The sequence below is a fragment of the Cognatilysobacter segetis genome (genome assembly GCF_004359965.1).
GTDB lineage: Bacteria > Pseudomonadota > Gammaproteobacteria > Xanthomonadales > Xanthomonadaceae > Cognatilysobacter > Cognatilysobacter segetis.
The window spans coordinates 1-19,025 of sequence record NZ_SMRQ01000026.1 but is presented as its reverse complement, the minus strand read 5'-3'; the positions used below and the strand labels follow the sequence as shown (position 1 = coordinate 19,025).

At 70.1% G+C, this 19,025-nt stretch carries 17 protein-coding genes; 9 read left to right on the top strand and 8 right to left on the bottom strand.

What is annotated here, in order from left to right:
* The first annotated feature begins 211 nt into the window (after window positions 1-211).
* The gene (gene dksA / locus E4F61_RS07360; protein ID WP_133479056.1) at window positions 212-1,381 is read left to right on the top strand and encodes an RNA polymerase-binding protein DksA; all 1,170 of its coding nucleotides are present in this window, start codon (window positions 212-214) and stop codon (window positions 1,379-1,381) included.
* An 80-nt stretch (window positions 1,382-1,461) separates the two neighbouring features.
* Here dksA and E4F61_RS07355 read toward each other — a convergent pair whose 3' ends face one another.
* The 3 genes from E4F61_RS07355 to cysS are packed head-to-tail and all read right to left on the bottom strand — an operon-like array spanning window position 1,462 to window position 4,530.
* A complete protein-coding gene (locus E4F61_RS07355) occupies window positions 1,462-2,694 on the bottom strand; it encodes an MFS transporter (protein WP_133479030.1) in 1,233 nt (410 codons plus the stop codon).
* Window positions 2,691-3,137, bottom strand: coding sequence for a SufE family protein (locus tag E4F61_RS07350; RefSeq protein WP_133479029.1), 447 nt, complete (start codon window positions 3,135-3,137; stop codon window positions 2,691-2,693). Before E4F61_RS07350 ends, E4F61_RS07355 begins: the two co-directional genes overlap by 4 nt.
* Window positions 3,138-3,147: 10 nt before the next feature.
* A complete protein-coding gene (gene cysS, locus E4F61_RS07345) occupies window positions 3,148-4,530 on the bottom strand; it encodes a cysteine--tRNA ligase (RefSeq protein WP_133479028.1) in 1,383 nt (460 codons plus the stop codon).
* Between the two features lie 151 nt (window positions 4,531-4,681).
* Here cysS and E4F61_RS07340 point away from each other — a divergent pair, with 151 nt between their 5' ends.
* The 8 genes from E4F61_RS07340 to argH all read left to right on the top strand — a co-directional run bounded on the left by E4F61_RS07340 (window position 4,682) and on the right by argH (window position 12,865).
* On the top strand, window positions 4,682-5,089 hold the full coding sequence (locus E4F61_RS07340; RefSeq protein WP_133479027.1) for a hypothetical protein: 408 nt from the start codon (window positions 4,682-4,684) through the stop codon (window positions 5,087-5,089).
* A gap of 237 nt (window positions 5,090-5,326) precedes the next feature.
* Entirely contained in the window at window positions 5,327-6,337 is a 1,011-nt protein-coding gene (locus E4F61_RS07335; protein WP_133479026.1) for an N-acetylornithine carbamoyltransferase, read from the top strand.
* Window positions 6,338-6,364: 27 nt separating this feature from the next.
* Window positions 6,365-7,597 (top strand): argininosuccinate synthase, encoded by a 1,233-nt coding sequence (locus E4F61_RS07330; protein WP_133479025.1) that lies wholly within the window; start codon window positions 6,365-6,367, stop codon window positions 7,595-7,597.
* Window positions 7,590-8,684, top strand: coding sequence for an acetylornithine deacetylase (locus E4F61_RS07325; protein WP_133479024.1), 1,095 nt, complete (start codon window positions 7,590-7,592; stop codon window positions 8,682-8,684). The genes E4F61_RS07330 and E4F61_RS07325 overlap by 8 nt, the downstream gene beginning before the upstream one ends.
* The gene (locus E4F61_RS07320; protein ID WP_133479023.1) at window positions 8,681-10,009 is read left to right on the top strand and encodes an acetylglutamate kinase; all 1,329 of its coding nucleotides are present in this window, start codon (window positions 8,681-8,683) and stop codon (window positions 10,007-10,009) included. Before E4F61_RS07325 ends, E4F61_RS07320 begins: the two co-directional genes overlap by 4 nt.
* A complete protein-coding gene (locus E4F61_RS07315; RefSeq protein ID WP_133479022.1) occupies window positions 10,006-10,605 on the top strand; it encodes a GNAT family N-acetyltransferase in 600 nt (199 codons plus the stop codon). The genes E4F61_RS07320 and E4F61_RS07315 overlap by 4 nt, the downstream gene beginning before the upstream one ends.
* Entirely contained in the window at window positions 10,602-11,567 is a 966-nt protein-coding gene (gene argC / locus E4F61_RS07310) for an N-acetyl-gamma-glutamyl-phosphate reductase (protein WP_133479021.1), read from the top strand. Before E4F61_RS07315 ends, argC begins: the two co-directional genes overlap by 4 nt.
* Entirely contained in the window at window positions 11,564-12,865 is a 1,302-nt protein-coding gene (argH, locus tag E4F61_RS07305; protein WP_133479020.1) for an argininosuccinate lyase, read from the top strand. The genes argC and argH overlap by 4 nt, the downstream gene beginning before the upstream one ends.
* 55 nt (window positions 12,866-12,920) lie before the next feature.
* Here argH and pgaD read toward each other — a convergent pair whose 3' ends face one another.
* The 5 genes from pgaD to E4F61_RS07280 form a co-directional block, all read right to left on the bottom strand.
* Window positions 12,921-13,400, bottom strand: coding sequence for a poly-beta-1,6-N-acetyl-D-glucosamine biosynthesis protein PgaD (gene pgaD, locus E4F61_RS07300; protein WP_133479019.1), 480 nt, complete (start codon window positions 13,398-13,400; stop codon window positions 12,921-12,923).
* The gene (gene pgaC / locus E4F61_RS07295) at window positions 13,397-14,647 is read right to left on the bottom strand and encodes a poly-beta-1,6-N-acetyl-D-glucosamine synthase (RefSeq protein WP_133479018.1); all 1,251 of its coding nucleotides are present in this window, start codon (window positions 14,645-14,647) and stop codon (window positions 13,397-13,399) included. The genes pgaD and pgaC overlap by 4 nt, the downstream gene beginning before the upstream one ends.
* A gap of 1 nt (window position 14,648) precedes the next feature.
* On the bottom strand, window positions 14,649-16,334 hold the full coding sequence (pgaB, locus tag E4F61_RS07290; protein ID WP_133479017.1) for a poly-beta-1,6-N-acetyl-D-glucosamine N-deacetylase PgaB: 1,686 nt from the start codon (window positions 16,332-16,334) through the stop codon (window positions 14,649-14,651).
* Window positions 16,334-18,298, bottom strand: coding sequence for a tetratricopeptide repeat protein (locus E4F61_RS07285; RefSeq protein WP_133479016.1), 1,965 nt, complete (start codon window positions 18,296-18,298; stop codon window positions 16,334-16,336). The genes pgaB and E4F61_RS07285 overlap by 1 nt, the downstream gene beginning before the upstream one ends.
* A gap of 307 nt (window positions 18,299-18,605) precedes the next feature.
* Window positions 18,606-18,932 carry a hypothetical protein gene (locus tag E4F61_RS07280; RefSeq protein WP_133479015.1) on the bottom strand — a complete coding sequence of 109 codons (327 nt, stop codon included), beginning with the start codon at window positions 18,930-18,932 and terminating at the stop codon, window positions 18,606-18,608.
* Between the last annotated feature and the right edge of the window lie 93 nt (window positions 18,933-19,025).

Genomic DNA, 19,025 nt, shown 5'->3' with positions numbered 1-19,025 from the left:
GTCGATCACGGAATCTTGATGCTCCGGCTCACCATCATGGCGGCCACGTCCTGCCGTTCGCCGCGCTCCGCGGCACGTGCAGGCATTGCAAACAGCGTCGAAGCGCGTTCGCGCCCTGCATCAAACGCATGTCCAGCGCGGTTGCCGCGGCTGTTGCGGGCAGGGTATAACAGCGCGCTTTCCCGCCTCAAGGGAAGAAGGAAAGGCGCTCGTGGCGACAAAGAAAACCGCGAAGAAGGCCGCTCCGCCGGCCCGCAAGTCCGCAGCGAAGCCGGCCGCCAAAAAGGCCGCCAAGCCCGCGTCCAAGCCGGCTGCAAAGAAGGCGGCGCCCGCCAGGAAGGCGCCGGCGAAGCCGGTCGCGAAGGCCGCCAAGCCTGCCGCGAAGCCCGTCGCCAAGAAGGCCGCGCCTGCGAAGAAGGCGTTGCCGGCCAAGAAGGCGGCCCCCGTGAAGAAGGCAGTGTTGCCGGCCCGGAAGACAGCGGCCGTCAGCAAGGCTCCGGTGAAGGCGCCCGTCGTCAAGAAGGCGGCGGCAACGAGCGCGCCGGCATCGCGCGCTGCCGAGGCAGCGGCAGCGCGCAAGTCGACGACGGTGAGCAAGACCGCCGCGACGAAGGTCGCGACGCCCGCGCCACGGCCGGTCGCGCCGGTCAAGGCGACCGAGGGAACGAATGAACGCTCGACGCGGACCGGCTCGACCGGCGCCGCGGCGGGCGCGTTGAAGACCGGGACGTCGTCGACCGCGAAAGACGCGGCGCGTTCGTCCCTGCAGGTGGAGTCGATGAGCAAGAGTCCCAACAAGAAGAGCGCGGCGGCAACGTCCGCAGCGGGTACCGAAGGCGGCGCAGCCGTCGCACCCGCCCAGCGCCCGCAAGGAAAGGTCGCCGTCGCCGTGACGGCCAATCGCGGTGGCGCGTCGGGGGCGGAGCGTCCGCGCCGCGTGCCCACGTACACCACCGACGAAACGACCGGCCGTCCGGTCGTGCCCGATGGCTACAAGCCGGCGGGCGACGAGGAGTACATGAATCCGCTGCAGCTGGAGTATTTCCGTCAGCGGCTGCTGCAGTGGCGCGGCGATCTCGTCGAGGAATCGAAGCAGACGATCGAGAACCTCCGCGAGGAAGTGCGTGATGTCGGTGACGAGGCCGAGCGGGCGACCCGCGAAACGGAGAATTCGCTCGAGCTGCGTACCCGCGATCGCTACCGCAAGCTGATCAGCAAGATCGACAGCACGCTCAAGCGCATCGATTCGGGCGACTACGGCTTCTGTGTCGATACGGGCGAGGAGATCGGCCTGGAGCGCCTGGAAGCGCGACTGACCGCCGAGCGCACCATCGATGCGCAGGAGCGCTGGGAGCACCTGCAGAAGCAGATGGGCGACTGACCCACGCGCTGGCCCGATACGACGAAGCCCCGCCTCGAGCGGGGCTTCGTTTTTTACGGCGGCGGGAACGGCGCGTCGTCCTAGCGCAGGTCGCCCAGCACCAGGCGGCGCAGGCGGGGCGCGCGCCAGGCCGTCGCTCCGACCACGGCGATCGTCATGAACCCGCCGAGTACCACCGAAGGCACGAGTCCCAGCAGGCGCGCCATCGAGCCGGACCAGAAGGCACCGAGTTCGTTCGACGAGCCGATGAAGATGCCGTTGATCGACGAGACGCGGCCGCGCATGTCGTCGGGCGTGGCGAGCTGCAGGATGGTCGAGCGCAGCACCACCGACACGCCATCGCAGATCCCCGACACCAGCAGGATGGCGGCCGACAGCCAGAACGAGGTCGACAGCCCGAACGCGATCATGCATAGCCCGAAGCCGGCCACCGCGCCCAGCAGGATGCGGCCGGCGTGGCGGTCGAGTGGCTTGCGCGCGAGCCAGAAGCCCACGGCGACCGCGCCCAGTGCCGGTGCGCCGCGCAGGATGCCCAGCGCCTCGGGGCCCCGGTGGAGAACGTCGTGGATGAACGCGGGCGCCAGCGAGATCGCGCCGCCCAGCAGCACGGCGAACATGTCCAGCGCGAGCGCGCCCAGCAGGATCTGGTGCCCGAAGACGAAGCGGATGCCCTCGCCGATGCTGCGGAAGATCGGCCCGCGCTGCATCTGCTGCGGCGGCTCGGTGACGCGCAGCGAGACCACCGCGAGCGCCGCGCCGATTGCCAACGCGGCCGCGATCCAGTAGGCCAGCACCACGCTGCCTTCGCCCACGAGTGCACCGCCGAGGGCGGGACCGACGACCAGTCCCGACTGGAACACGATGCTGCCGACGCTCGCGCCGCGCGTGTACTGCTCACGCACCAGGACCCGTCCGAACAGCGCGTTGTAGACCGGTCCGAGGACCGAACGCACGGCGCCTGTCAGCGCGACCGCGCCGTACATCAGCGCGAGCTGCGAGGCGCCGGCATGCCGCGCGGAAACGGCGACGAGGATCAGCGCGGTCGCCGCCAGCCCGAGGCAGGCGGCCATGCCAAGCCGGCGGCGCGGCAGGTGGTCCACCAGGTAGCCGGCGAACGGCGCCATGCAGAAGTACGGGATCACCTCGGCCAGCCCGATGAGGCCGAGCTTCAGCGGATCGTGCGTGAGCTGGTAGATCTGCCAACCGACCGCGATGGCCACGATCTGGTACGACAGGATCGTCAGGATGCGGTAGCCCATCAACGCGACGAACGCGGGCACGCGCATCGGGCTCGGCACGGCGTCCGCCGTCATGCGGCGTCCCGCGCGGCCCGTGCGGTGTCGCGGATGCGTTGCAGGAGTGCGCTCAGCCCGTTGCTGCGCGTGGGCGAGAGATGGCGCGACAGGCCGATGTCGGCGACGAACGACGGCTCGGTCGCGAGGATCTCGTCGGCGCTGCGCCCCGAGTAGACACGCAGCGCGAGGAAGACCAGCCCCGACACGATGGCCGAATCGCTCGCGGCCACGAAGTCCAGTCGCGCGGCGTCGCCGTGGCTGACGATCCAGACCTTCGACTGGCAGCCGAGCAGGCGGTTGTCCTCGATGCGCAGGTCGTCCGCCATCGGCGGAAGCTTGCGGCCGAGGTCGATCAGGTACTGGTAGCGCTCGGCCCAGTCGCCGAAGAAGGCGAACTCGTCGCGGATCGCCTGCTGGGCCTCGGCGGCCGTGGGTTCGAGCGGGAACGCGGTGTCGGCCAAATCGATGTCCTCAGGCGCGGCGCCAGCGCACGCCGGCCGCGGTGTCCTCGAGCAGGATGCCCTCCGCGGCGAGAGCGTCGCGTATGGCGTCGGCGCGGGCGAAATCGCGCGACTTCTTGGCGGCGGTGCGCTCCTCCACGAGGGCGCTGATGCGCCCGTCGTCACCGTCGCCCGCGCCCCGGCCAAACCAGTCGGCGGGCGCCTGCTGCAGCAGGCCGAGCGCGAGACCCGCGCCCAGCAGTGCGGATTTCAGCGGCGCCAGGCGGGACGGATCGGCATCGCCCGCCGCGAGCGCCGCGCGGGCGTCACGGGCGAGCTCATTGAGGATCGCCAGCGCCTGCGGCGTGTTGAGGTCCTCGTCGAGCGCCTGTTCGACGGCGGCCGGAATCGCGGCGGCCGCCGGCACGTCGCCGAGGTCGCGCAGCGTGCCGTACAGCCGGTCCAGCGTGCGCACGCACTGCTCGATGACCCCCTCCGACCATTCCAGCGGCTGGCGGTAGTGCGCGGAGAGCAGGGCGTAGCGCAGGGCCTCGGGCGGGTGCTTCGCAACGAGGTCGTGGATCTTCTCGATGTTGCCGATCGACTTGCTCATCTTCGCGCCGCCGAAGTTGAGCATGCCGTTGTGCAGCCAGTAGCGCGCGAAAATGCGCCCGCCGTGCGCGCACTCGCTCTGCGCGATCTCGTTCTCGTGGTGCGGGAACTGCAGGTCCACGCCGCCGGCATGGATGTCGATGGTCTCGCCCAGCAGCGCCTCGGCCATCGCCGAGCACTCGATGTGCCAGCCCGGGCGGCCGCGGCCCCAGGGCGACTCCCAGCCGGGCAGGTCGTCGGTCGACGGCTTCCAGAGCACGAAATCGCCCGGGTCACGCTTGTACGGCGCCACGTCGATGCGGGCGCCGGCGATCATCTCGTCGCGGTCGCGGCGCGAGAGCTTGCCGTAGCTGTCGAACGAGCCGACCGAGAACAGCACGTGGTTTTCGGCCGCGTACGCATGGCCGGAGGCGATCAGGCGTTCGATCATCGCGACGATCTGCGGGATGTGGCCGGTGACCGTCGGCTCCGCATCGGGGGCGACGGCGCCGATCGCCGCCATGTCGTCGCGGAAGGCGGCGGCGTAGCGATCGGTGATCGCCGAGATCGGTACGCCGAGCTCGCGCGCGGCGTTGTTGATCTTGTCGTCGACGTCGGTGATGTTGCGCACGTAGCGCACCGCACCGTAGCGACGGCGCAGCAGCTCGGCGAGCACGCCGAACACGACGTAGGGGCGCGCGTTGCCGATGTGCACGTAGTTGTAGACGGTCGGCCCGCAGACGTACATCGTCGGGCAGGACGCATCGAGCGGCTCGAACGGCTCCAGCCGGCGGGTCAGGCTGTTGTACAGGTGCAGGCTCATGGGCGCGGGTGCGTCGCGTGGCGGCGAGCCGGCCATTGTACCGGCGCGTGCCCCGCGGCCCGCGGCGGACCGGGCGGGGACAGGGGGCATTCATCGGGGTTCGCCGCGGCCCGCATACACTTCCCGGTCCGAGCCCCGCGGAGAGCCCGCCTTGCGACGTCGAACGCTGCCGTTCATCGCGCTCCTGCTGTCCATCGCCGCGGCGACCGCCTCCGCCGAAACCGTGGTCCAGCGCGAGAACGTCCGCTACGAATACGCGCGGGTGCTGCGGGTGACGCCGGTCTACCAGACCCTGACGGCCACGAGCGTCGAGACGCGGTGCGAGGACGGCTCCCGTGTTTCCCGTGCCCTCGGCGCCGTGCGCAGCGTGCTCAAGCGCGAGCGCGAGCGGAACCAGTCGGGCGAGGACTGCCGCACCGTGCCGGTCGAACGCCAGTTCCGGCGGCCGGTCGCCTACGACGTCGACTACACCTACCGCGGCGCGAAGTACCGCTCACGGCTGGCCGACGATCCGGGCCACCTGTTGCGGATCCGCATTTCCGTGATGCCGGCACCCTGACCTTGCATCGACCGCCCGCAGGCCGCAGAATCGCCGCCCGCATGCGCACCGACTACGCCGACGCCGACATCCTGACCTCCGCCTACATGGCGGCGGGCATGACCTCGCGCGCGCGCCGACGCACCCGCCACACGGCTGGGTAACGCGGCTTTTCGCCTTTCGGCGTCAGACTCGAACCCAGCCTCGCGCTGGGTTCTTGCGTTTCAGGGACCCGGCGACCTTCCTCCCGGAGCCCCGATGAAGCACTTCCTCAATACCCAGGACTGGTCCCGCGCCGAACTCGACGCGGTGCTCGCCGATGCCGCCGCCTTCAAGACGTCCAAGCTCGGCGACCAGCTCAAGGGCAAGTCCATCGCGCTGGTGTTCTTCAACCCGTCCATGCGCACGCGCACGAGCTTCGAGCTGGGCGCGTTCCAACTGGGCGGCCACGCCGTGGTGCTGCAGCCGGGCAAGGATGCGTGGCCGATCGAGTTCGACCTCGGCACCGTGATGGACGGCGACACCGAGGAGCACATCGCCGAAGTGGCGCGCGTGCTCGCCCGCTACGTCGACCTGATCGGCGTGCGCGCCTTCCCGAAGTTCGTCGACTGGTCGGTCGACCGCGAGGACCGTGTGCTCAAGGCCTTCGCGCAGTACTCCACGGTGCCGGTGATCAACATGGAGACGATCACGCATCCGTGCCAGGAACTCGCGCACGCACTCGCGCTGCAGGAGCATTTCGGCACAGCCGACCTGCGCGGCAGGAAGTACGTGCTGACGTGGACCTACCACCCCAAGCCGCTCAACACGGCCGTGGCCAACTCGGCGCTGACGATCGCGACGCGCCTCGGCATGGACGTGACGTTGCTGTGCCCGACGCCGGACTACCTGCTCGACCAGCGCTACATGGGCTGGGCCCAGCAGAACGTCGCCGAGAGCGGCGGCTCGCTGACGGTCAGCCACGACATCGACAGCGCCTACGCGGGCGCGGACGTCGTGTACGCCAAGAGCTGGGGCGCGATCCCGTTCTTCGGGCGCTGGCAGGACGAGAAGCCCATCCGCGACCAGTACAAGCACTTCATCGTCGACGAACGGAAGATGGCGCTGACCAAGAACGGCGTCTTCAGCCATTGCCTGCCGCTGCGCCGCAACGTGAAGGCGACCGATGCCGTCATGGATTCGCCCGCGTGCATCGCGATCGACGAAGCCGAAAACCGCCTGCATGTGCAGAAGGCCGTGATGGCCTCGCTCATCAAGCAACGCGCCTGACCCCGAATTTCCTTTCCGAGCCCTTCCATGACCACCGAATCGACCGCGCCGTCGGCCTCCCGCGACATCGTCCTCGCCTTCTCCGGCGGCCTCGACACCAGCTTCTGCGTTCCGTACCTCAAGGAGCGCGGCTGGAACGTGCACACCGTGTTCGCCGACACCGGCGGCGTCGACGCCGAGGAGCGAGCGTTCATCGAGGCACGCGCGAAGGAGCTCGGCGTCGCGAGCCACGTCACCGTCGACGGCGGCCCCGCGATCTGGAACGGCTTCGTCAAGCCGTTCGTGCAGGCGGGCGAGGGCTATCAGGGCCAGTACCCGCTGCTGGTGTCGGATCGCTACCTGATTGTCGACGCCGCGCTGCAGCGCTGCAAGGAACTCGGCACCGACGCGATCGCCCACGGCTGCACGGGCATGGGCAACGACCAGGTGCGTTTCGACCTCGCGGTGAAGGCGCAGGGCACGTACCGCATCGTGGCGCCGATCCGCGAGATCCAGAAGGAACACACGCAGACGCGCGCGTACGAGCAGAAGTACCTCGAGGAACGCGGCTTCGGCGTGCGCGCCAAGCAGCAGAGCTACACGATCAACGAGAACGTGCTCGGCGTGACGCTGTCGGGCGGCGAGATCGACAAGTGGGAGGCGCCGGGCGAGGGTGCGCGGGGCTGGTGCGCGCCGCGCGAGGCCTGGCCGGAGCAGCCGCTGCGCGTTGCGATCGGCTTCCGCAATGGTGAGGCGGTGACGCTCGACGGCGTGTCGATGCCGGGGCACGCCATGCTGGCCAAGCTCAACACGATGTTCGCGGCCTACGGTGTCGGTCGCGGCATGTACACCGGCGATACGACGATCGGGCTCAAGGGCCGCATCGTGTTCGAGGCGCCGGGCATCACCGCGCTGCTCACCGCGCACCGCGCGCTCGAGGAAGCGGTGCTGACCAAGCAGCAGAACCGCTTCAAGCCCGATGTGGCGCGCAAGTGGGTGGAGCTGGTCTACGAAGGCTTCTTCCACGATCCGCTCAAGACCGACCTCGAAGCGTTCCTCGCGAGTTCGCAGCGCACCGTCAACGGCGACGTCGTGCTGGAAACGCATGGCGCGCGCGTCGACGCCGTCGCCGTGAAGTCGCCGCACCTGCTCAACGCCAAGGGCGCGACGTATGCGCAGTCGGCCGACTGGGGCGTCGAAGAAGCGGAAGGCTTCATCAAGCTGTTCGGCATGAGCAGCACGTTGTGGGCAGAAGTGACCGGAGCGACGTCCGATGCGTGAGGCGGTGCTCCGCCACCTGGAGGCGCTGGTCGCGTTCGACACCCGCAATCCGCCGCGCGCGATCGGCACCGACGGCATCTTCGACTACCTGCGCGCGCAGCTGCCGGGGTTCCAGATACAGGTGAACGATCACGGCGCGGGTGCGGTGTCGATGCTCGCCGTGCGCGGTCGCCCGGCGCGGCTGTTCAACGTGCACCTCGATACCGTGCCATCGTCCGCCGCGTGGTCGGACGATCCCTTGCGCCTGCGCGTCGAGGGTGACCGCGCGATCGGGCTCGGCGCATGCGACATCAAGGGCGCGGCTGCGTGTCTGCTCGCTGCGGCCGCGGTGACGACGGGCGATGCCGCGTTCCTGTTCTCGACGGACGAGGAAGCCAACGACCCGCGGTGCATCGCCGCCTTCCTCGCGAGCGACCACGGCTTCAGCGAAGCGCTGATCGCGGAACCGACGAACTGCGAAGCCGTGCTCGCGCATCGCGGCCTGAGCTCCGCGCGCATCGCCTTCCGTGGCGAGGCCGGCCACGCGTCCTCGCCGAACGCCATGCAGCTCAGCGCCGTGCATCGCGCGATGCGCTGGGGCGTTCGCGCGCTCGACCACGCGCAGTCGCTCGCGCACGAGCGCTTCGGCGGGCTGACGGGGCTGCGCTTCAACATCGGCACCATGGCGGGTGGCATCAAGGGCAACGTGATCGCGCCCAGTGGTGAGCTGCGCTTCAACTTCCGCCCACTGCCCTCGATGGACATCGACGCGATGCACGCAACGTTGCAGGGCTTGGCCGGCGAGGGCGAACTCGACGCCTACGAGGAAACCTTCCGCGGTCCGCCGCTGCCTGCAGGCGTGCTGCACGAAGCCGAACGCCAGCGTCTCGCCGCACGCGATCTCGCCGACGAGCTCGGCCTGCCGATCGGCAACGCCGTCGACTTCTGGACAGAAGCCTCGCTGTTCTCGCAGGCCGGCCTGACCGCTTTCGTGTTCGGCCCCGGCGACATCGCGCAGGCGCACACCGCCGACGAATGGGTCGCCCTCGACCAGCTCGACACCTATGCCGCGCACGCGGCCCGCATCATCGGAAACACGCCGGCATGACGCCGATCGAAGACATCCAGACCCGGCAGACCATCGTGCGCCTGCTCTCGAGCATGGGCAGCGCGAAGGAGATCGACCAGTACCTGCGCCGCTTCGCGCAGCTCGACGCCGAACGCTTCGCGGTGGTGAAAGTGGGTGGCGCGGTGTTGCGCGACGATCTCGATGCGCTGTCGTCCTCGCTCGCCTTCCTGCAGGACGTGGGCCTGACGCCGATCGTCGTGCATGGCGCGGGGCCGCAGCTCGACGAGGAGATGGCGGCCGCCGGGATTACCAAGGAGACCGTCGACGGCCTGCGCGTGACGACGCCGGAAGGCCTCGCGATCGTGCGGCGCGTGATGCAGGCGCAGAACCTGCGTCTTGCCGAAGCCTTGCAGGAAGCCGGCGCGCGCTCGACCTCGATCGTCTCCGGCGTGTTCGAATCGGAGTTCATCGATCGCGAGCGCCTGGGCCTGGTCGGCCGCGTGAAGCGCGTCGAGCTGGCACCGATCAAGGCCGCGCTGCGCGTCGGGTCCATCCCGGTGATCGCCAGCCTCGGCGAAACGATCGAAGGGCAGATCGTCAACGTCAACGCCGACTACGCGGCGAACGAGCTCGTGCGGGAACTCCAGCCGTACAAGATCGTGTTCCTGACCGGCACCGGCGGCCTGCTGGACGGCGACGGCAACGTGATCGATTCGATCAACCTGTCGACCGAGTACGAGCACCTGCTGGCGCAGCCTTGGCTGACGGGCGGAATGCGCCTGAAGATCGAACAGATCCGCGAGCTTCTGGAAGCGCTGCCGCTGGCGTCGTCGGTATCGATCACGCGCCCGGCGGAGCTCGCCAAGGAGCTGTTCACCCATCGCGGCTCGGGAACGCTGGTACGCCGCGGCGAACGGGTGCTGCGGGCCGACGCGTGGGCCGGCCTCGACCTCGAGCGCCTGCGCGACCTGATCGAGTCCGCCTTCGGCCGGCGCCTTCTGCCCGACTATTTCGGGAGGAAGACGCTGCACCGCGCCTACGTCAGCGAGAACTACCGGGCCGCGGTGATCCTGACGTTCGAGAACGGCATGCCGTACCTCGACAAGTTCGCCGTGCTCGACGAGGCGCAGGGCGAGGGTCTCGGCCGGGCGGTCTGGCAGGTCATGCGCGACGAGACGCCGGCCCTGTTCTGGCGGTCGCGTCGCGGCAATCCGGTGAACGGCTTCTACATGGGCGAGTCGGACGGCAGCATCCGCCGCGGGCCGTGGCAGGTCTTCTGGTACGGCATCGAGGACATGGCCACCATCGCCGGCTGCGTCGAGTACTGCGCGTCGCACCCCCCGTCGCTGGAGGATCCGCGATGACGGACGTCGACCGCTGGCGCACGCCCTGGCTACGCGACGGGCACGTGTCGCTGCTGCCGCTGCAGCCCGAGCATGCGGCGCCACTGGCGCGAGCCGCGGCCGATGGCGAGCTGTGGACGCTCGCGTTCACCAGCGTGCCCGCGCCGGGCGAGGAAGCGGACTACGTGCGGGGTGCGCTGTCGCTTCGCGACGCCGGGGATTCGATGCCGTTCGTCGTCCTCGACGCGGCGGGCGAGGTCGTCGGCACCACGCGCTACTACGACATCGACCGGTCCGTGCCGACGCTTCATATCGGCTACACCTGGTATGCGCGGCGCGCGCAGCGCACCGGCCTGAATACGGCCGCCAAGCGCCTGCTTCTGTCTCACGCATTCGACGTGCTCGGCTGCGAATCGGTGTCGTTCGAGACCAGCCATCTGAACCTGCGTTCGCAGGCCGCGATCGAGCGCCTCGGCGCAGCGCGCGACGGCATCCTCCGCGCGCACATGCGCCACCGTGACGGCACGCTGCGCCACACGCACCGCTATTCCATCGTTCGCGACGAATGGCCCGCGATCGACGCGCGCCTTCGCGAGCGGCTGGAGACCCCGGCATGAATCCGATTCCCGTCAGCCTGATCGGCGCGCGCGGCCATACCGGCCTGGAACTCATGCGGCTGCTGGCCGCGCCTCCGCGGTTTTCACTGGTGCACGCCGCGTCGCGCGAACGCGCCGGGCAGCCGGTCGACGTACAGGTGCCGGGTGTGGATGCGTCGCTGCGCTACAGCGCGCCGTCGCCGGAGACGCTGCCGGTGCTCGGCGGCGGTGCGTACATTCTCGCCCTGCCTAATGGCATGGCGGCGCCGTATGTCGAGGCCATCGAGCGCGTCGCGCCCGATGCGGTCGTTGTCGATCTCTCGGCCGACTTCCGCTTCGACGATCGCTGGCATTACGGCCTGCCCGAGCTCGCCACGTCGGCACCGGGCCGCCGCATCGCGAATCCCGGCTGCTATGCCACGGCGATGCAGCTGGCGATTGCGCCGATGCTCGACCGCATGGCCGGACCGGCGCAGTGCTTCGGCGTGTCGGGGTATTCGGGTGCCGGCACCACGCCGTCGCCGCGCAACGATCCCGCATTGCTGCACGACAACCTGATGCCGTACGCGCTCACGGGCCATGTGCACGAGCGCGAGGTGACGCGTCACCTGCATGCGGTGGAGTTCATGCCGCACGTCGCGGCGCATTTCCGCGGCCTCGCGATCACGGCGAACCTGCACCTCGACGGCGCGATGGCGCTCGACGACGTGCGCGCGCGCTACCGCGCGCGGTATGCCGACGCGCCACTGGTGTCCGTCTCCGACGACGCGCCGTGGGTGCGCGACATCGCGGGCCGGCACGGCGCGACCGTTGGCGGTTTCGCGCTCGCGGGCGACGGCCGACGCCTGGTCGTGGTGTCGGTGCTCGACAACCTGCTCAAGGGCGCGGCGACGCAGGCCGTGCAGAACCTCAATCTCGCCTTCGGGCTCGATGGCCTCACCGGCATCGACCCGGCGGCATCGACGCTGGAGCCGTCCGCATGAGTCTGTTGTGGCAGAAACAGGGGGTCCAGGTCGACCAGCGCATCCAGTCGTTCCTCGCCGGGGACGACGTCCAGCTCGACCGCGAGTTCTTCCTGCACGACATCACGGCCTCGCGCGCGCATGCGCAGGGGCTGGCGGCGATCGGCATCCTGTCCGGCCCCGAGCTCGCGGCCATCGACGCGGCGCTGGACGATCTCGCGCATCGCTATGGCGCGGGTGGGTTCGTGCTGGACGATCGATACGAGGACGGCCACTCGGCGATCGAAGCGTTCCTGACCGAGCAGCTCGGCGACGCCGGACGGCGCATCCACACTGGACGCAGCCGCAACGACCAGGTGCTCGTGGCCACGCGGCTGTGGCTGCGTGAGCGATTGCGCGCGCTGGCCACGACCTGTGCCGAGGCGGCGGGCGTCGCCCTGGAGCGCGCGCGCACCGAGCACGGGATCGCGATGCCGGGCTATACGCACCTGCAGCGCGCGGTCGTGTCCTCCGCGGCGCACTGGTGGGCGGGCTGGGCGGAAGCGTTCACGGACAACGCGCAGCGCGCGCGGCTTACCTTTGACTGGATCGACGCGAACCCGATGGGCACCGCGGCGGGTTACGGCGTCAACCTGCCGCTGCAGCGCGACGCCGCCACGCAGGCGCTCGGCTTTGCGCGCCTGCAGGTGAATCCGGGCTATGCGCAGCTTTCGCGGGGCAAGTTCGAGATCGCCGCACTCGAAGCGGTGTCGTCGGCGACGATGGACCTGCGCCGTTTCGCCTGGGACCTCAGCCTGTTCACCACGGCCGAGTTCGGCTTCGTGGCATTGCCGCCGCGGTACACGACCGGCAGCTCGATCATGCCGAACAAGCGCAATCCGGACGTGGTGGAACTGCTGCGCGCGAGCCATGCCGTGGTGGCGGCAGCGCGTGCCGAAATCGAGCAGGTCGTCGCATTGCCGTCGGGCTACCACCGCGACCTGCAGTTCACGAAAGCGCCTCTGGTGCGTGGCATGGCGCATGGGCTGCGGGCACTCGAACTGCTGCCCGACCTCATGCGCAGCCTCGCATGGCGACAGGACGCGATGCGGGCCGCGATCGATCCGTCGATGTACGCGACCGATCTCGCGGTCGAGCTGGCGCGCGACGGCGTGCCGTTCCGGGACGCCTATCGGCAGGCTGCCGATCCGGCGGCATGGGAGGCCCGGGATCCGCAGGCCAGCCTCGACGCCCGCGTCTCGCCGGGTGCACCCGGCGACCTCCGGCTCGACGTGATCGAGGCGCGGCTGCGCGCGCTCGACGCGGCTGGCCCGATCTGACGGTCAAAATGGCGCGGGGCGAACGGGCCGCCCCGCGCAAGCGCGAGGAAACCGGTCAGAGCTGACCGCGCATCGGTGTCTCGCGGTGCAGGCCGATGAGGCGCGAGTCGTCGCCCATCTGCAGCGTTGCCGACTTCGCGCGCGTGAGGCGCTGCGACACGTCGATGGGGGCGAACAGGGACTCCGCGACGTCGTTGGCATCCACGTGACGCGGCGCGGCGCGGCGGTCCTGCCCGCCGTACTTGTGGCGGTTCCATTCCGCCCAGCCCACGAGCAGCAGCGTCGCGACCAGCGCCAGCACGCCGATCACCAGGAAGATCTGGTTGTCCACGCGGTTGTTGCGCATGTACAGCTCGATGAAGCTCGTGCGGATGCCCAGCACCCAGGCCAGCACAGTGAGCAGCGGCAGCCACAGGTACGCGTAGAGCCCCCAGGCGATGAGCGTGAGGACGCCGTGCACCGTGCGCGTGGCGCCGGCCGGGCGGTCCTGCGGCGTGTAGATGTAGGGATGGTCGGTGGGGTTGGGAGCGCTCATCGGTAGCCTCGGTCGGGACTGGTCCACGTGGCGGCGCCGCGCGGGCGGGCGAACAGGATCCTGGGTACCGCAACGATCGTCGTCAGCAGATTGAGAACCCAGTACGCGAGCGGGTACCAGATGATCCAGAAGTACGTCCAGCCGATGCCTTTCTCGTAGCGGCGGTCGATGAACAGGCTGATGGCGAACTGCAGCAGGCAGGTGACGCCCAGCACCACGCCGTGCCAGCGCGGGATCAGGCCGCCCGTCTGCAGGCCCGGCGGAATGTCGAAGAAGTAGCTCAGCAGCCAGAGCACGATCGACAGCAGCATCACGTAGGCCCAGACCACGCTCAGCAGGTATTCGAGCACCACGCCCCACATGCGCCGGCGCCGCCAGTTGTTCAGGCCCTTCGCGTGGCGCGTGATGACTTCGACCGCGCCGCTCGCCCAGCGCAGGCGCTGCCGCCACAGGCCCCGGAACGTCTCGGGCATGAGGATGTAGGCCAGCGCATTGGGTTCGTAGCGGATGTCCCAGTGGTCCATCTGCAGGCGCCAGCTCACGTCGATGTCCTCGGTCTGCATGTCCTCCGACCAGTAACCGACGCGGTGCAGCGCGGTCTTGCGGAAAGCCGACACCACGCCCGACACGGTGAAGATGCGGCCGTACGCGCGCTGAGCGCGCTTGATCATGCCGATGATCGAGCTGAACTCGCCAACCTGCATCTTGCCCAGCAGCGTCGAGCGGTTGCGGATGCGCGGGTTGCCGGTGACCGCGCCGACGCGCGGGCCGCTGGTGAGGTGGTGGACCATCCAGTGCGTGGCGGTGGGATGCAGCAGCGCGTCGCCGTCGATGCAGACGAGGTACTCGCTGCGCGACGCCAGCGTGCCGATGCGCAGCGCGTTCGCCTTGCCGAGGTTGCGGTCGAGGTGGATGACCCGCAGGTTCTCGTGGATGCCGGCGAGCCGGTCGAGGCGCTCGCCGGTGTCGTCCGTGCTGCCGTCGTTGATCGCGATGATCTCGAAGCTCGGATAACGCTGCGCCACGAGCGACGCGATCGTGTCGTCGACGCACGGCCCCTCGTTGTGCGACGGCACCAGGATCGAGACCATCGGATAGGCGTTCATGGCCGGCGGCTCGCCCACGCCGGGATGCTTGCGTTCGCGGCGCACGTAGTAGTACAGGCCGCCCGCCATCCAGAACAGCGACATCACGATCGGATAGAAGAACGCGAAGCCGAACAGTACGCCGAGGAGATCGAACCGCATGTCAGCGCTCCAGGTAGGGGAACGCGCGCGCGCTGATGGCTGCACGTGCGGGGTCGAGGGGCGGCTGGTCCGTCAGGGCGTTGTCCCGTGAATACGCGACGTGCTGGCCGCCGCTCGCGATGACGCGGCGCACCTGGGCTTCGAGCTCGGCGGCGGGGACCGCATGAGTGGCATCGCCCGCGTCGACGACGAACACGGTGCGGTCCAGCGCGCCGGGCACGCGCGCCACGTTCGCCACGATCCGGTCGACGTCGCCGCGGTTCGCACGCAGTCCCGGCGGCAGCATCACCGCGACGAAATCGTCGTCCGCAAGCGCAGCGAGCCGCGCGGCGAGGCCCGGCGCGTCGCCGGCCGACGCCGGCACGGCGTGCATCGTGACCATGCCCGGACGCCACGCGGATGCGGCGGCGACGAGAGCACGGCTCGCGTTGGAGGACCCGGCATTCGCGTCGTCGAAGACGAGGCCCGAGATCGGCGCCGCGATCGCGAGGTCCTCGTAGACGGCGGATGCGTCGGCGGGGCCGTCGCCCGGCACCCAGGCGTAGACGTCGACGCCTGCGCGCGCCATCAGGCGTGCGGCGACGTGCGTGAACAGGTCGCTCCGCATCGGCAGGCGGGCGGTCGGGAAGTAGGCGGCGTCGACGCGGCCGTCGCCGTTCGTATCCGTCAGTGCCTGCAGGAAGACGTGGCTGGGATGGATGCCGCGGATCCGCTCGGCCAGTGCCTCGACGTTGCGGCCGGTCGCGGCCGCGTCCGCGCCGACGATGTCGTCGAGCGCGACATGCACGCCGCGCAGCCCGTCGCGCCGCACGTCGCGTCGCAGCTCGTAGGCGAGGTCGCTGGCGCCGGGATTGTCGTGCATCACGAGGCGCACCGGATTCGCGGGCGCGGCGTCGAGCGAGAGATGCCCACCGAAGCGCGCGTCGGCGCTGCCGCTGCGGGCGTCGCTCGCGAGTACGAGCGGCATGCCCAGCGAGCCGGCCAGGGCCGCCGCCGCCGTGTTGCCGGCGCTGCCGGGCAGCACCAGCGCCTGCGGGCGCCGACCCGTCGCCCGCGCGATCAGCTCGGCGCTCGTGGCGAGGTCACGGCGCAGGCGCTCGCGGTACGCCGCATCGGACTCGTAGCCGCCGTCCCAGCGCCGGGTGGTCGATGCCGGCAGCAGGTCGCCCTGCGGGTCGGCGGGGACGGGCGTCACGAGGTCGTGCCCCTGCGACGCGAGCTCCACGAGGCCGCTGGCCTGCAACGCCTTGACGTCGGCCCACGTGAGGAACGCATCGCGCGGCAGCGCGCGCGCACCTTCCCGCAGCATCGCGCCGGCCCCGGCGTCGATCCGCGCGGTCGGCAGCGCCACGAGCGCGGGGTAACCGAATGCCTCCAGCAGTGGCAGCGCATGCGTGTACGCGCTGCGGTAGCCGCCGTCGAACGTCAGCAGCACGGCCTTCGGCGGCAGCGCCGCGCGGCCGTCGCGCGCATCGCGAAGGGCCTGGGCGGTCACCGGCACGTAGCCGTGCGCGCGCAGCCAGTCGAGCTGCATGGCGAAATTGCGCGCGGTGATGGCGTCGGCATCCGGGTCGCCATCGGGGATGCGGTCACGGATGTCGTGCCAGCCCAGCACGACGACGGCCGCGGCGGGACGCGGCGTCAGCGCGGCCATCAGCAGGACGAGAAAAAGCGCGAGCGATCGCATCAGAACCCCCACCGATAAGCGACGTCGAAGGCGATGCGGCGCTCGCGGCCGCCGTCGTACACCGGCTTGGACCACGACACGCCGTACTCGAACGTGTGGCCGGCGGCGGGCCGCCACTCCTGCCGGTACGCCACCGACGGCACCCAGTTCGTGCCGTAGCCTTCCTGCCAGTACGGCCCGACCTCGAGGTCGAGCCGCTGGCGCAGGTACGCGTCGTAGCGACGCCAGATCATGTGGTTGAAGCGCAACCCCGCCGTCACCATCGCGTCGTGACCGGGATTGAAGTACGGCGCATCGTCGTGGGTGCCGCGACTCCACCAGCCGGAACCGAGGCCTTCGACCATCAGGTGCGGCGAGGTGAAGAGCCGCCAACGTCCAAACACCGACGCCTGGTCGCGCTCGTTGCCGTCGCTGTAGCGCAGGTGCTTGACGCGCATGTCCACCGCGCCGAGGTCGCTCGGCCGCCACGAGGCGCCGATGGACACCGAGTCGGCCTTGTACCCGGCGCGACGCGCCTGCAGCGACGTGTCGACGTCGTTGTCGGCCACCGATCCACGCAGGGTCCAGCTGTCGTTGAGCATCCACGACGCATCGATCGTCCACGCCCCGTCGAGGTCGGGTTCCTGCACCTCGTAACCGGAGAGCCGCAGGCCGAGCCGGTGGTAGCGGTAGTCGACCGCGCCGCCGATGCGGCGGTAGCGGACGGTGTCGGGGCGGAAATGCGCGTCGACGGTGTCGCCGACGATGCCCAGCCTCCAGCGCGTCGCGATGAGCGGGGTCCACGTTTCGAAGCCGAAGCGGTGGTCTTCGATGCCGAACGGCGAGCCCGTGGGCGACTCGGCGTCGTTGCGCCCCTTGACCCAGCCGATGCGGCCCATCGGGCCGGTGCGCAGGTCGACCTCCTTCTGAAGGCGCTGCGCGTGCAGGTTCCTCGGATACCGCAGCTGCACCTGGCGGTTCGCCTCGAGCGCCTCGTCGGCGCGCCCGGTCTCGAACAGCGCGGACACGCGGCCCATCTCGGCGTCGCGATTGCGCGGATCGAGCGTCAGCGCCATGTCGTAGCGCTCCAGTGCGGCGGTCGGATGGCCGCGGCGGTACATCAGCGCGCCCATCGCCGCCTGCGTGGACGACCGGTTCGGGCCGGTGCGCAGCAGGGGCTCGAGGATCCGCTGCGCGCGCGCATTGTCGTCGCCGAACGAGATCATCTGCGCGTAGGTCATTTCGGCGCGGTAACGGCGCCAGTTCGCCTGGTCGGCTTCGGCGCCCGCGCGCTCGATCCACGCCGGCTGCGATTCGACCAGCGCGCGCATCATCGGCAGCGCGCGGTCGAAGCGCTCCTGTTCGAGGTAGGCGTAGGCGAGCAGGATCTTCGTGTCGACGTCGGCGGGGTCGAGGGCGACCGCGCGCTCGAGCGCGAGCTGCGCGTCCTCGGGGCGATGCAGCGCGAGGTAGGAGTCGCCGGCCGGCCCGTGGGCGTAGGCGGGCAGGTCGACGCCCTCGCGTCGCAGCGCCTCATACTCGTCGATCGTCTGCTGGTACAGGCCCAGTGCATTCGTGGCCATCAGCGAGTCCATGCGCAGCCGCGTCTTCTCCCAGTTCGTGCGCTCGGGATGCGTCTGCAGCTCGAGCAGCGCGTCGTACGCGCGTCGCAGCTCGGCGTTGGGGTCGTCCGGGTTCTCCGGATAGGCCATGCCCCAGCCAATCGCGCGGGCGATGCGGTCGCCCTCGATGCGGTCGCGCTGGTAGTCGGCGAAGACCGCCGGCCACCGGGCCCTCAGCTCGTCCGCGCGGTACGCCGCGCCGAGGTCGGCCAGGGTGACGGCCTGCAGCCGGTACGCGACGTCGTCGCGGGGATCGGCCGCCAGCAGGTGCTCGTAGATCGCCAGCGCCTCGACCCAGCGCTGGTCCTTGCGGGCGGCCTCCGCGCGCGCCAGCAGCTGGTCGCGGGCGGCGCGGCCGGTCACGGGCGGCAGGTCGGATGCGGCGGCTGCGACCGCCGCGACTGGGGATGGCAGCGACTGTGCGAACCCCGGCGTCCATACGAGGGGCAACAGCAGCGCCAATGCTTTTTTTCTGAATGGGCGCACGTGTCGTTCCGAGAGCTAGCCGAATCGCGGCTGAACGCGGATGAGTCTTGGCAGGTGCGCGTGAAGGCAGTGTCGGCCGAATCGTGAAACGCGTCACAAACAGCGGCCGTGTCAGGCGAGGGCTCCGACGGGCGGCGAGGCGAGGCGTGCCCGAGAGGCCCCTGTCGCGCGGCACGGCTGCCGATCAGGTCGCGTCGGGGTCCGCCAGCTCGTTGAGATGCTCGACGCGCTGCTTGGCCGTGTCGGCGATCTCCGAGTCCCAGGGCGACGGGCCGCGAACGATCACGTTCGGGATGACCGCCGCCGACGACTGCCGCCACACCGCGTTGAGCGATTCGCGATCCGGATGCGAGAGGATCAGCGCCGACAGCATGCAGTCGTTGACCTGCGCGCGACCGATCATGATCGCGAGGTACTGCGCGAGCAGCGACATCTGCTCCTTGAGGAACGCCACCTCGGCCTCGAGGGCTTCCAGGCGGTCGTCGTCCTGCGGGTCGTTCTCCGTCGTCATGGGCGGAGCCTCGCAGGCCGGGCTTGTCGACCGGGTGAAACCGTCGGCGCCGCAAAACGACGAAAGCCGGCACGGGGCCGGCTTTCGCGTGGA

Bases quoted from the DNA above. Each gene is read 5' to 3' on its own strand.
- E4F61_RS07320 (WP_133479023.1), top strand. From the start codon at position 8,681: ATGACGCCGATCGAAGACATCCAGACCCGGCAGACCATCGTGCGCCTG.
- pgaB (WP_133479017.1), bottom strand. From the start codon at position 16,334: ATGCGATCGCTCGCGCTTTTTCTCGTCCTGCTGATGGCCGCGCTGACG.
- cysS (WP_133479028.1), bottom strand. From the start codon at position 4,530: ATGAGCCTGCACCTGTACAACAGCCTGACCCGCCGGCTGGAGCCGTTC.
- E4F61_RS07280 (WP_133479015.1), bottom strand. From the start codon at position 18,932: ATGACGACGGAGAACGACCCGCAGGACGACGACCGCCTGGAAGCCCTC.
- E4F61_RS07315 (WP_133479022.1), top strand. From the start codon at position 10,006: ATGACGGACGTCGACCGCTGGCGCACGCCCTGGCTACGCGACGGGCAC.
- E4F61_RS07335 (WP_133479026.1), top strand. From the start codon at position 5,327: ATGAAGCACTTCCTCAATACCCAGGACTGGTCCCGCGCCGAACTCGAC.
- argC (WP_133479021.1), top strand. From the start codon at position 10,602: ATGAATCCGATTCCCGTCAGCCTGATCGGCGCGCGCGGCCATACCGGC.
- argH (WP_133479020.1), top strand. From the start codon at position 11,564: ATGAGTCTGTTGTGGCAGAAACAGGGGGTCCAGGTCGACCAGCGCATC.
- pgaC (WP_133479018.1), bottom strand. From the start codon at position 14,647: ATGCGGTTCGATCTCCTCGGCGTACTGTTCGGCTTCGCGTTCTTCTAT.
- pgaD (WP_133479019.1), bottom strand. From the start codon at position 13,400: ATGAGCGCTCCCAACCCCACCGACCATCCCTACATCTACACGCCGCAG.
- E4F61_RS07325 (WP_133479024.1), top strand. From the start codon at position 7,590: ATGCGTGAGGCGGTGCTCCGCCACCTGGAGGCGCTGGTCGCGTTCGAC.
- E4F61_RS07355 (WP_133479030.1), bottom strand. From the start codon at position 2,694: ATGACGGCGGACGCCGTGCCGAGCCCGATGCGCGTGCCCGCGTTCGTC.
- E4F61_RS07330 (WP_133479025.1), top strand. From the start codon at position 6,365: ATGACCACCGAATCGACCGCGCCGTCGGCCTCCCGCGACATCGTCCTC.